This is a genomic window from Xanthomonas sp. NCPPB 3569 (assembly GCF_041475645.2).
Lineage (GTDB): Bacteria > Pseudomonadota > Gammaproteobacteria > Xanthomonadales > Xanthomonadaceae > Xanthomonas > Xanthomonas phaseoli.
Map to the genome: position 1 here is coordinate 2,562,404 of NZ_CM192969.1, position 11,994 is coordinate 2,574,397.

Here is an 11,994-nt window from a genome sequence, read left to right on the forward strand (position 1 = left end):
CTCGGCCAGGCGCATCACGCGGCCGCTTCTCCGCCCTTGACCAGCAGGTGCTTGGCGAACATGCCGTGCAACTTGCCGAACGCTCGCGCCAGGTGCAGCGTAACGAACAACAACAGCACGCCCGCTGCGAACAACGGCAGCGTCAGCCAGGCGCTGGTGATGTCCACGCCATCCCAGGTCAGCACGGCGAGGTTGTCGAACAGCACCGCGATCGGTGAAGCGGCCAGGCCCAACGACAGCGCCAGCAGCGTGCAAAACACAGTGAAATACAGAATGCCCAGCGGCAGCATCAGCAGGAAATACAGCATCGTGCTCCAGGTCCGCGCATCGGTGAACATCGCGCCGATACGCTGCAGCCAACCACCTTGCAGGCCCGGGTATTGCGGGCGACGCGGCATGCGCACGCCGAGCAGCGTCTCGACCACGCGGCCTTCCACCAGCGACAACACCCGCACCGAGCCGAAGAACAACACCAGCAGCGGCACGCCGATGATCAGGATCAACATCCCGATCGACAGGCTGGCGCCAGTCACGACCCAGGTGAAATAGAACACCCCGGTGAGCAGCGACAGCAGCATGTAGAACAAGGCGCCATAGGTGCGGGGGTCGGCGGCCACACCGAAGAACGTGCCGATCCACGATGCCCGCCTCGGTGGCACCGGGGAACGCAGTGCGCGTGCCACGGTCACCTCGGTTTCGCGGTAGATCTCTGCCACTTCCTCCGGCGCGCCGTAGCTGCTGGCCACGCCGGCAATGACCTCGGCCTCGCTCTTGCCTTTCTGTTCTGCCAGTTCCGAACGCAGATACTCTTCGGCGTCGTAAAGCGCGTCCTGGATCATTGCCGGATCTGCACCGGACAGCGCCTGGCGCAGCTGCAGCAGATAATCGCCAATGGTGGTCGGCAACGGGTGTGCCTGTGCAACTGTCTTCATGAGTGGGTCCCCTCCAGCACTGAATCAACGGAATCTCGGGTGGCACGCCAGGCGGCGGTCCAGTCGCGCAGGCAGTCACGCCCGCTGTCGGTGATGCGGTAATACCGCCGCGGTGGCCCGGAGGCCGAGGGCTCGACATGGCTGTGCAGCAACCCGGCCCCTTCCAGATTGCGCAGCACCGGATACAGGGCGCTCTGCTTGCCGCTGAGCACGCCCTCCAGACGCTCGAGCCGCTTGGCGATGAGGTAGCCGTACAGCGGTGTATCGGCCTGTGCCAGGACGGCCAGCAAGGCCAACGAGACCGTGCCCGCACTCAGTTCCTTCTGAAATTTGCGTAGGTGGATATCCGGCTCGCTCATCGGCCATCTCCGCTAGGTTGAAGGTGATGCTATGTAGAACCTAGCTATAGTGAATGTGCCGGTAGTCATGGGCGGGGATTGGGGATTCGGCATTGGGGATTGGTCAAAAAAAAAGCCGTGGTCGCTAGCTTGTTTGAGCAATTGTCGTCATCGCAGCGAGCCCCGTCGCAGTAGCGCCGCCGTTGCGAATCCGCAATACCGAATCCCCAATCCCCGCCCCACTAGCGCCCGCCTGCGCAAACCCAGTGAGTTCATGAGCTTAGAACCTTTGGGTTACTGCCTTTCTGGCACGGCTTTACTACAGTCGGTGTCCCCCCTGCCGATACCTTTCGCCTAGGGGTTTTCACTTTCGACGGGGAATACGATGCAAACGACACGCTTGGCGCAGGCGGCCATGGCTGATACTTCCTTTGGTGCCACACGGCGCTTGTGCCTTGCGATCGGGTTGGCGCTGCCGGGTCTTGGCCTGGCGCAGGTGCAGCCGGCGCCGACCAATGCCGAGCAGGCCGTTGCCGAGCCGGCGAAAGCGCCGGTCACCGCCGCTCCGGCCACCGCCAAGGGCTATCCGCTCGAAGCGCAGGGTTGGGGTGCCAAGCAAGGCGGCAACATGTGGCAGGTGCGCTGGGCCGAAGACTGGTCGTATCTGAAGGACCCGTCCAAGCGCAAGAGTCCGTTCGATCCGCTCAAGTACATCCCGCTCAACGACGACGGCGATGTATATGTGTCGCTCAGCAACGAGTTGCGCGTGCGCAGCAATACCATCACCAATCCGGGCCTGATTCCCGGCAGCCATTCGCAGCAGCAGTATCTGCTGCGCGCCTTCTTCGGCGCCGACTTCCATGTGGGCGAGCACTTCCGTCTGTACACGGAATTGGCGCATGGCAGCCTGGACGGGCGCAACGAAGGCACCAAGACCGGCACCCAGGAAAACAACGCGATCCTGCAGCAGGTGTTCTTCGACGTGAAAGGCCGTATCGGCAACGCCGACACCGGCCTGCGCGTCGGCCGCCAGGTGTTCGTCGATGGCCCGACCACGCTGATGGCGCTGCGCGACAACACCGATATCTTCGTGACCTTCAACGGCGCACGCGCTTGGGCAATCGGCGACAGGACGCGTGTTGACCTGTTCGATTTCAATTTCAACATCGATGGCACCGAAGGCCTCGGCGATGATCGCATCGACCGCTCGCGGCACTTCCGCGGCGTGGTCGGTGGCTATCGCTTGGCGACTGCCAAGCCGATGTACCTGGAGCCGTTCTTCTATCAGTTCCGCAACGACAACCAGGTGTGGGGCCGCCAGACCGCGGAAGAAAACCGCAATTACTACGGCCTGCGCCTATGGGGCAATGTGGGCAAGCTGCGCACCGATTCGTTCGTGACCGTGCAGCGCGGCAGCTTCGGCGGACGCGACCTGCGCGCCTACATGGCCAGTACGTCCAACGCCTGGTCGCTGAGCGAAACCGGCTGGAAGCCGCGCCTGGGCTTCCATAGCGAAATCGCCTCCGGTGGCGGCGGCACCTCCGGCACCGGCACGCTGCGCAACAACAACTTCCTGTACGGCAACACGATCTACTTCAGCTGGGCCACGTTCTTCGGGCCGGTGAACCTGGTCACTGCCGCACCGACGTTGACGTTCTCCCCGACCTCCAAGCTCACCGTGAACCTGGAATGGGAAACGCTGTGGCGCCAGACCACCAGCGATGCGATCTACAACAACCAGGCACGCGCCTATGCACGCACCCAGAACACCGGTGAGCGCCGCATCGGCACCATGCCGCGCATCAACGCCACCTGGAATATCGACCCGAACTGGTCGGTGACCTTCCGCGCCGAACATCTGATGGCCGGGCCCGCGCTGGAGAAGGCAGGCTACGGCGATTCGACCTTCGTGATGGGCTGGTTGAACTTCCGCTTCTGACACAGCGGCTGGGTGCGTCATGCATCCCCGACCTGCAGTGGCATCATCACATGCCGCGTCCCGCAAGGACGCGGCATGTTGTTTTTTGGCGTGCGGGCGATGCCGATGCCAGCGAACAAGGGCGCATGCGCCCGGCAGCGGGACACAGCGACGCACTGATCGTCGCTTTGACGGCTGTCCGTCGGTGGCGGCAGGCAGCCGCTGCGGATACACGCATTGCGCATGCAGGCGCAGACCGCGTGCGCCGGCGCTGCGACCTGTGCCTGGCAGTGCAGAAAGCGTCTTGTTTATCGAGCCGATGAGGCTGCCTGGGTGGCCGCGATCGCACTGGCCGGCAACGGCCAGCGATCGTTCCCTGCCACGCCCTCCCTTCGTGCGTATTGCCGAAGCGTCAGGCTCTTGCCGTCGTTTCCGGCGCCTAGCGGGCGCACCTGTCCACGCAACGCAGGCGGTAGCGCGGCGATCCGCTGCGGCAGCGGCGTTGTCTGCTCAGGATGGTCGCGCAACCACTGCAGTGCCGACAGCGCGCGCAATGCAGCGGCGGTGTCCTGCATCTTGTGCTGATAGTTGAGGTAGTCCGGATGCGACACGCTTGCCAGCAAACACCCGGTGGCATTGGCGACGCAGGCCACCGATGCGGTCTGGGGCAACGGGATCAGCGTTTGCGGAACCGGCTGATCCTGTGCCAGCAAGGTCCGCACCGGCGCGCTGCAGGCCCAGGTAAAGGTGGGCGCCAGCAAGGCCTGGGTGCGTTGGGAGTCCAGCAACCGTAACGGGAACCGGTCTTGCCAGGACGATTGGCCGCCTTGCGTCAACGCATCCTCCTGCAGCAGCGCAAACACCATCCGCGATTCGCCGTGCAACGCGTGACACAGCGCGATCTCTTCCACCGGCAGCGGCGCAAAGGCAGCGGCGCATTGCGCGGGCAGCGGATGCTGCGCCGGCAATTCGGCCAGCATGTCGGCAAACAGGTGCGCATTGCCGCGCAGCATCGCCGCGCCGATCATCGTGATTGCCAGATTGTCGCTACTGCGCATCAGCACACGGGCCACCTGTGCATCGGTGCAGACATCGGACAAGGCCTGGGTGGTGCGCCCCTGGACAAAGTCCAAGGCGCTGGCCGTCATCGACAAGGTCATGCGCGGCAGTTCGGGCAACGGCGTACCGACACGTGGACGGAACGGGCTACGGTAGTCGGCGTGTTGCGCCAACGCGCGCATCCGCGCGAGCATCGGTGCCTGTGCGGCCAGCGCCGCGGCATAGGCCTGCGGTTGTTCGCGCACGCGCTGCAAGCATCCGCCAGCGCTAGCCATGCACAGCGCAGGCGCGCCGGACGGCCAGCCTGGCAAGCGCCGATAGCCTGCAGCGGCGCTTTGAAATGCCGCCTGCTCCGGCAGCCGATTGAATCGCGCGACGTCCTGGGCCAGCACTGTCTCGCGCTGCGCCTCCGGAATCGCGTACGACAGCGACCACAGCGCCCCGAACATGTTGCTCCCGCGCAACGGCGGCAGCGGCTGGCGCAGCTGCGCCAACGCCTGATGCTGCGATTCGGGAATCGGCCAATGCCTGGAGACCATATACAGCGCCAGCACTGCTGCGATCAGGATGCAGACACCGAGCAAGGCGGCTTTGAGAAATTTGGCGAACACGTGCGAAAGATCCATCCCTGGGAGCTGCGCATCTTAGTGCCATCGGCGCAGGCCTGCGACGGGCACAGACGCACTGCGTTCTTTCGGGCCGCAGACCATCGGCAGCCGCGTGTCTGGCGACCTGCGCAACAGTGGGCAACGACACCGCGTGCTGGAACCACACCGCGCCAGCGATGGGCGATGGTGCCAGTCAGTCGTCGAAAGAATCCGGGCGCTGGCAGACGCCGCCCCCTCATCCGCCCCTGCGCGGCATGTTTCCCCAACGACTGGAGGCTGCACCGGTTGCCCGTTGCGGCTGGGCGACGGGTGCCGCCACGTCTGTGGCGATGTGGGTACCGGAATCATGGGATTGCGCCGGCTTGGGGCACGCGAAACACTTTTGCCAATGGCGAATGCCTGCTGCCAAACCCCGGCCCCAGCCCCACCGAACGTGGCCGAATGCCTACACTATGCCGATGTCCGAATCCCCCACTCCCCACGTCCGCCCTTCCCTGCAACGGGTCTTTCTGACCGGGTTGCTCACCTTGCTGCCGGTCTGGTTGACCTGGGTGGTGGTGAAGTTCGTCTTCTCGCTGCTTTCGGGCATCAGCAGCCCGTGGGTGGTGCCGTTGTCCGAACGCATCGCTGCGTCGTTTCCCGATTATCTGGGCTGGTTCAAGGCGCTGTGGGTGCAGAACACCATCGCCCTGATCGCCACCGTGGCAGTCATCCTGTTCGTCGGGATCCTGAGCCGGCGCGTGATCGGCCAGCGCTTGCTGCGCTGGTTCGAGGCCATCATGCGGCGCATTCCGCTGGCCAGCGTGGTCTACGACAGCGCGCGCAAGTTGCTGGACATCTTGCAGACCCAGCCCGGCAGCACCCAGGGCGTGGTGCTGATCGATTTCCCACATCGCGACATGAAGTCGGTGGGCCTGGTCACCCGCGTGATCAAGGAACAGGGCACCGGCCGCGAGCTGGCCGCAGTCTACGTGCCCACCACGCCCAATCCCACCTCCGGCTACCTGGAAATCGTGCCGGTGGAGCTGCTCACGCCCACCGACTGGAGCGTGGATCAGGCGATGAGCTTCATCATTTCCGGTGGCGCGGTGGCGCCCGAATCGGTTCCCTTCACCCGGACTGCGGATCGCTGACACCATGCCCCATGTGCGCACCCTCGACGATCGTGCGGTACGCCTGTTCATCGCGCTGGCGGCCTTCTTCTGCGTCAATGCGGCGCTGGCCGAGTTCATCGGCGTCAAGATCTTCGCGCTGGAAGACACGCTCGGCATTGCGCCGTTGAACTGGAATCTGTTCGGCCAGCGCGGCTCGCTCAGCTTCACCGCCGGCACCTTGCTGTGGCCGATCGTGTTCATCATGACCGACACCATCAACGAGTTCTTCGGCAGCCGCGGGGTGCGTTTCATCTCGTGGGTGGCAGTGGCGCTGATCGGCTACGGCTTCGTGTTCGCATTCGCGGCCATCGCGCTGGCGCCGGCTGGCTGGTGGGTCACGGCGGCGCAGAGCCAGGGGGTGCCCGATTACCAGGCCGCATTCGCGGCAGTGTTCGGGCAAGGGCTGTGGACCATCGGCGGCTCGCTGGCGGCCTTCCTGTTCAGCCAGTTGATCGATGTCTCGGTGTTTCACCGCATCCGCCGCGTCACCGGCGAAAAACACGTGTGGCTGCGCGCCACCGGCTCCACTGCGGTCTCGCAGGTGGTGGACAGCTTCGTGGTGATCTACATCGCCTTCGTGCTCGGCCCGCAGCATTGGTCGATCGACCAGTTCCTGGCGGTAAGCACGCTCAACTACATCTACAAGATGGGCTTTGCGGTGTTGCTGATCCCGCTGCTGTATCTGGCACGCCGCGGCATCACGGCGTACCTGGGCGCCGAGCGCGCCGAGCAGCTGCGCGAAGAAGCCGCTGCCGACTGAGCCGGGCTTCCCTCCCGGCCAGGTCATCGCGCCGCAATGGCTGCGGTGGCAGCACCTGGTCGACGGTGGTCCTGATCGCGGCGCCCCGCGCCCGCCTACCAAGCGCTGTGGCTGCACGCCGCCTCGCTGGGCATGTCGCAGCGCACCACATCGCGCGGGCGCAGCACCGTGCCCATGCGCCGCATGAATTGCCGATAGGCGGTATGCCCCCAATGGGTGGCCGTAACCGTGCGGATCGGGCAAGCTCCCCGCTCGCTTGTTTCCGGAGCCGGTAATGCCCCTCAGCTTTTCCCGCCTGCTGTCCCTGGCCATGGCCGCCCTCGTGAGCCTGTCGCTGGCGGCGCCGGCCGATGCGGCCAAGAAGAAGACCGCCAAGGCACAGACCACGCAAACGCGCGCGAAGGCGAGCAAAGGCAAGAAGACCGCCAAGCCGGCAGCCAAAAACACCAGGGGCAAGGGCAGCAAGGCTGCCACGGCCAGGCCACGCGCGGTTGCAGCGCCAGTGGTGCTGACCAAGGCGCAGCAGCTCAACCTGCTGTACGACCAGTACTGGGACGCCTCGCTCAAGCTCAACCCGCTGCAGGCCACCTTCCAGGGCGAGAGCCGCTATAACGACCAGCTACCGAACTTCCTGTCGCCGGCGTTCCGCCAGCAGTCGCACGACTTCACCGTGCTGTGGCTGGGCAAGGCCGAGGCGCTGGGGCCCGACGGGCTGAGTGGGCAGGACCTGCTCAGTTACCAGATCTTCGTGCGCGATGCGCGCAGCGCGCTGGCGGCCGAGCAGTTTCCCAGCTGGATGCTGCCGATCAACCAGTTCTACAACATCGCCAGCATTGCGGTGGTGCTGGGCTCGGGCACCGGCGCCCAGCCGTTCAAGACGGTCAAGGATTACGACAATTGGTCGCGGCGTGCGCTCGGCATTCCCGACCTGTTCGAGCAGGCCATCGCCAACATGCGGGCCGGCATGCAGGCCGGCGTGGTGCAGCCCAAGGTGCTGATGCAGAAGGTGCTGCCGCAGCTGGACGCGATCATCGCGCGCAATGCCGAAGACAGCCTGTTCTGGGGGCCGGTGCGCAACCTGCCGGCCGACATGCCCGAGGCCGACAAGCAGCGCATCACTGCCGAGTACAAGCGCATGATCGAAGTGCGCATCATGCCGGCCTACCGCGCGTTGCGCGGCTTCATCGCCACCGAATACCTGCCCGCCTGCCGCGACAGCGATGGTCTGGCCGCCTTGCCGAACGGCGCGGCGTGGTACGCCTACGACGTACGCCAGAGCACCACCACGGACCTGACCCCGGAGCAGGTGCATCAGATCGGCCTGGATGAGGTCGCTCGCCTGCAGGGCGAAATCCAGGCATTGGCCAAACAGGTCAAGTTCCGCGGCAACCTGCCCAAGTTCTACAAGTTCATGCAGACCGACCGGCGCTTTGGCTTCCGCAGCGACACCGAGTTGCTGGGCACGTACCGCAGCCTGCAGGGCCGCGTGCAGCTGGCGGTGCCGCGGCTGTTCAACACCCAGGGCATGCCGGCGCTGGAAGTCCGTGCGGTGGAACCGCAGCGTGCGCAATCGGCCGCCAGCGGCTCGTACATGCGCCCCAGCGGCGACGGCAGCACGCCGGGCATCTTCTACGTCAACACTTCGGACCTGCCTTCGCGCAAGACCTGGGAGGCCGAGAGCCTGTACCTGCACGAGGCGGTGCCCGGCCACCACTACCAGCTGGGCTTGCAGCAGCAGCTGACCGACCTGCCCAAGTTCCGCCGCCTGGGCGGCGAGACGGCCTACATCGAAGGCTGGGGCCTGTATGCCGAATCGCTTGGCCGCGAGCTGGGGCTGTATGATGACCCGTACAACTACTACGGCTATCTGCAGAACGCGTTGTGGCGCTCGATTCGCCTGGTCACCGATACCGGCCTGCACAGCAAGGGCTGGACGCGGAGCCAGGCCATCGACTACATGGTGGACAACTCCGCCATGAGCCGCGCCGATGCCGAAGCCGAGGTGGACCGCTACATGGCCATTCCCGGCCAGGCGCTGGCGTACAAGGTGGGCGAGATGAAGATTGCGCAATTGCGCGAGCAGGCGCAGCGCGAGCTGGGCCCACGCTTCGATGTGCGCGCCTTCCACACCGAAGTGCTCAAGGACGGCTCGGTGCCGCTGGATATCCTGCAGGACAAGATCCAGCGCTGGATCGCCACCCAGAAGGGGTGACGCGCGCGGTTGCGGTGGTTGGACGCTGCTGACCCGTCACGGCAGGTTGGCCTCTGGTGAGCGCGCGTTCGTAAGTCGGGTCAGTCCCGCGCACGCGCCGCCGCCAGCGCGGCGATATCGCGCGGTGCGGTGCGACAGCAACCACCGATCAAGCGCGCGCCAGCCGCCAGCCAGTGCGCATGCTGGTCGGCCAACGTGAGCGCAGCCGCGTGACCGGCATGCCAGCGCTTGTCGCTGGCGTCGTAGTGCTCGCCCGAGTTGGGATATACCACCAGCGGCAGCGCAGTCAGCGCCGCAAGGCTGTGCAATGCAGCGCTCGCCTGATCCAGCGCAATGCAATTGATGCCCACCGCGATCGCCTGCGCGCAGGCATCCAGCGCCGGCACCACCTGCGCCAGCGGCGTGCCATCGCTCAGATGCGCCGCATCGCGCAAGGTGAAGGAAAACCAGGCATGCAGCTGCGGAAATTCGTGTTGCAGCAACTGCCGCAGCGCCACGATTTCGCTGGCCGATGGCAGCGTCTCGCAAGCCAGCAGATCCACGCCCGCCTCCGCCAGCGCTGCGATGCGCGGACGATGGAAATCCATCAGGTGTTCGATCGGCAGGACGTAGTCGCCCCGATATTCCGAGCCATCGGCCAGATAGGCGCCATACGGCCCCACCGAGCCGGCCACCCACAACGGCGCAGCGTCCGGCTGCAGTTGCAAGTGGTCGGCGCGTGCCTGCGCGGCCAGGTGCACGCTGCGCGCGATCAGCGCCTGCGATTGCGCCAGATCCAGTCCACGCGCGGCAAATCCCAGCGGCGTGGCCTGATAACTGGCGGTGATCGCGCATTGCGCACCGGCAGCGAAGTAGTCGCGATGCACTTGATAGATCAGCTCCGGCTGCTCCATCAGCACGCGCGCCGACCACAGCGCATCGTTGAGATCGCAGCCGCGCTGTTCCAGCTCGGTGGCCAGCGCGCCATCCAGCACCACATACCCGTCGTGCTGCAAGACTTGGCTGAAAGGCGCATTGGCGCGCGGCTGGCGTGGAAGAATCGTCATGCGTGCAGTCTCCGGGCCGCAAGCCATTGGGTCAGTGCGTAGGCGCCATAGCACAGCGCGACGAACGGAATCCCGCACCACAGCGCAATGCGCTGCTGCGGATCGAATGCCAGCCCGATGCAGGCGAGCAGACACAGCAAAACGCCCAGGATTGGTGTCCACGGATACCACGGCGCACGATACGCCAGCGTTTCCAGCGCAACGCCATCGCGCAGCAGTTGGCGACGGAAACGGTAATGCGCCGCGCAGATGCTCAGCCACACCGCCACCACCGCAAACCCCGAGACCGCCGAGATCGCAACGAACACGGTGTCGGCCGCATACACGCCGGTGAGCAGCGCCAGCAAGCCGCCCAGCATGCTCAGCGACACGGCGCGCAATGGAATGCCGCGGCCGGTCAAGCGCGCCAGGCCGCTCGGCAACGTGCCTGCATCGGCCAATGACCACAGCATGCGCGCGGCTGCATACAGGCCGGAATTGGCTGCCGACAGGATCGCGGTGAGGATCACCGCGTTCAAGATGTCGGCTGCATAGGGAATGCCAAACAGCTCGAAGGCGCGCACGAACGGGCTGGTGTCCACGGCCGCTTGTTTGGCGGGAAGCAGCGCCGCCAGCACCAGCACCGTGCCGACGAACAGCACCACCAGCCGCACCAGCGTGGTGCGGATTGCCAGCGGAATCGCGCGTGCGGGCTGGGCGGTTTCGCCGGCCGCCACGCCGATCAACTCGGTGCCGGAAAATGCGAAATTCACCGCCACCATCGTCATCAAGATCGGCAGCGTGCCGTGCGCAAACCAGCCGTCGGCGCGCAGATGGCGCAACCCGGGTGCGGGCGAACCATCGGCCAACGGCAACAGACCGATCACCGCCGCGCCGCCCAGCACGATGAACACCACGATGGTGATCACCTTGATCAACGAAAACCAGAACTCGCCTTCGGCAAACCAGCGCGCCGACACCGTGTTCAGGCCAAAGATCAGCGCGCAGAACAGCAGGCACCACGGCCACGCCGGGCTGTGCGGAAACCAGTACTGCATGCAGAAGGCTGCGGCAGTCAGGCTCGAGCCCAATGCCACCGTCCAGGTCAACCAGTACAACCATGCCACCACATAGCCAGTCGCCGGGCCGAGGTAACGCGCGGCATACACGTGAAACGCACCGGTCTGCGGCATCGCCACCGCCAGCTCGCCCAGGCATTGCATCACCAGGTACACCACCAGTGCGCCGATCAGATACGCCAATACCGTGCCCAGCGCGCCGGTACTGGCAATGATGTACCCGGTGTTGAAGAACAGGCCGGTGCCGATCACCCCGCCCAGCGACAGCATTACCAGATGGCGCACCTGCATGCTGCGCTGGAACTGCGGGGCGGTGATCGGTGGCGATTCGGGCATGGGTGTATCTGATCGGGGGGCATCTGCATCCTGCCACGCCCACGCAGACGGGCACAGCCGTGTGCGGGCCAGCCGTGGGCGAGGGCCCGCCTCTGACTGGCGGGCGGTGATGCTGCCGATCGGTTCGTTCGCGGTGCCGGTCAGGGATCGAGCCGGCAATAGGCGCCCGGTGTGTAGCCGAAGCTCTCGCTCATCGCCTGGCGGAACTCGGCGAACGTGAAGTCGGTCGCCACCCGCATCAACACGCCGGCATAGGCACCGCCGGTTTTGCCGTTGCTGCCGGTGCCCCACTGCACCTGCCAGGTCGCGTAGGTATTACCGTCGTGGGCCTGCGCGCGCTGCAGGTCCACGCGCAGCCCTTTGACCAGTTCCATGCCCGAAATCACGCCTTCGCTGTTGGCGTAGTTGGCGGGCACTTGGATCACGGTACGGTCGTTGACCTCGCTGCGGCGGATGCCGAGATGGTTGGCGATCTTCGCCGCCAGGTAGTCGTCGAGCACATGCTTGCGGATCGCGTTGCTGGCACTGCTGAACGTGCCGGTGCCGTTGTTGGTATAGGTCGTCATGGAGAAA

At 65.4% G+C, this 11,994-nt stretch carries 10 protein-coding genes; 4 read left to right on the forward strand and 6 right to left on the reverse strand.

The genetic code is table 11. The annotated features are described in order from the left end of the window. Positions 1-14: 14 nt before the first annotated feature. Together ACCQ03_RS11275 and ACCQ03_RS11280 are read right to left on the reverse strand one after the other, a co-directional pair. Positions 15-932, reverse strand: a complete 918-nt coding sequence (locus ACCQ03_RS11275; protein WP_150145736.1) for a sensor domain-containing protein — start codon at positions 930-932, stop codon at positions 15-17. Then, positions 929-1,291 carry a PadR family transcriptional regulator gene (locus ACCQ03_RS11280; protein WP_057662021.1) on the reverse strand — a complete coding sequence of 121 codons (363 nt, stop codon included), beginning with the start codon at positions 1,289-1,291 and terminating at the stop codon, positions 929-931. Before ACCQ03_RS11280 ends, ACCQ03_RS11275 begins: the two co-directional genes overlap by 4 nt. Positions 1,292-1,655: 364 nt before the next feature. Here ACCQ03_RS11280 and ACCQ03_RS11285 point away from each other — a divergent pair, with 364 nt between their 5' ends. Further along, entirely contained in the window at positions 1,656-3,209 is a 1,554-nt protein-coding gene (locus ACCQ03_RS11285; RefSeq protein ID WP_057679321.1) for an alginate export family protein, read from the forward strand. Positions 3,210-3,496: 287 nt separating this feature from the next. Here the strand turns inward: ACCQ03_RS11285 and ACCQ03_RS11290 are convergent, their stop codons facing one another. Next, positions 3,497-4,873 (reverse strand): hypothetical protein, encoded by a 1,377-nt coding sequence (locus tag ACCQ03_RS11290; protein WP_057679320.1) that lies wholly within the window; start codon positions 4,871-4,873, stop codon positions 3,497-3,499. Positions 4,874-5,313: 440 nt separating this feature from the next. Here ACCQ03_RS11290 and ACCQ03_RS11295 point away from each other — a divergent pair, with 440 nt between their 5' ends. From ACCQ03_RS11295 to ACCQ03_RS11305, 3 genes are all read left to right on the forward strand, one after another. Further along, complete coding sequence (locus ACCQ03_RS11295; RefSeq protein WP_209225367.1) at positions 5,314-5,988, forward strand: DUF502 domain-containing protein; 675 nt, start codon at positions 5,314-5,316, stop codon at positions 5,986-5,988. A gap of 4 nt (positions 5,989-5,992) precedes the next feature. Continuing rightward, on the forward strand, positions 5,993-6,769 hold the full coding sequence (locus tag ACCQ03_RS11300; protein ID WP_057679319.1) for a queuosine precursor transporter: 777 nt from the start codon (positions 5,993-5,995) through the stop codon (positions 6,767-6,769). A gap of 274 nt (positions 6,770-7,043) precedes the next feature. After that, positions 7,044-8,981: a DUF885 domain-containing protein gene (locus ACCQ03_RS11305; protein ID WP_057679318.1), complete on the forward strand. Its 1,938-nt coding sequence runs from the start codon at positions 7,044-7,046 to the stop codon at positions 8,979-8,981. A gap of 80 nt (positions 8,982-9,061) precedes the next feature. Here ACCQ03_RS11305 and mmuM read toward each other — a convergent pair whose 3' ends face one another. The 3 genes from mmuM to ACCQ03_RS11320 form a co-directional block, all read right to left on the reverse strand. Next, positions 9,062-10,027, reverse strand: coding sequence for a homocysteine S-methyltransferase (mmuM, locus tag ACCQ03_RS11310; protein WP_057679317.1), 966 nt, complete (start codon positions 10,025-10,027; stop codon positions 9,062-9,064). Further along, positions 10,024-11,421 carry an S-methylmethionine permease gene (gene mmuP, locus ACCQ03_RS11315; RefSeq protein ID WP_057679316.1) on the reverse strand — a complete coding sequence of 466 codons (1,398 nt, stop codon included), beginning with the start codon at positions 11,419-11,421 and terminating at the stop codon, positions 10,024-10,026. Before mmuP ends, mmuM begins: the two co-directional genes overlap by 4 nt. Before the next feature lie 140 nt (positions 11,422-11,561). After that, entirely contained in the window at positions 11,562-11,987 is a 426-nt protein-coding gene (locus ACCQ03_RS11320) for a hypothetical protein (protein ID WP_057679315.1), read from the reverse strand. Between the last annotated feature and the right edge of the window lie 7 nt (positions 11,988-11,994).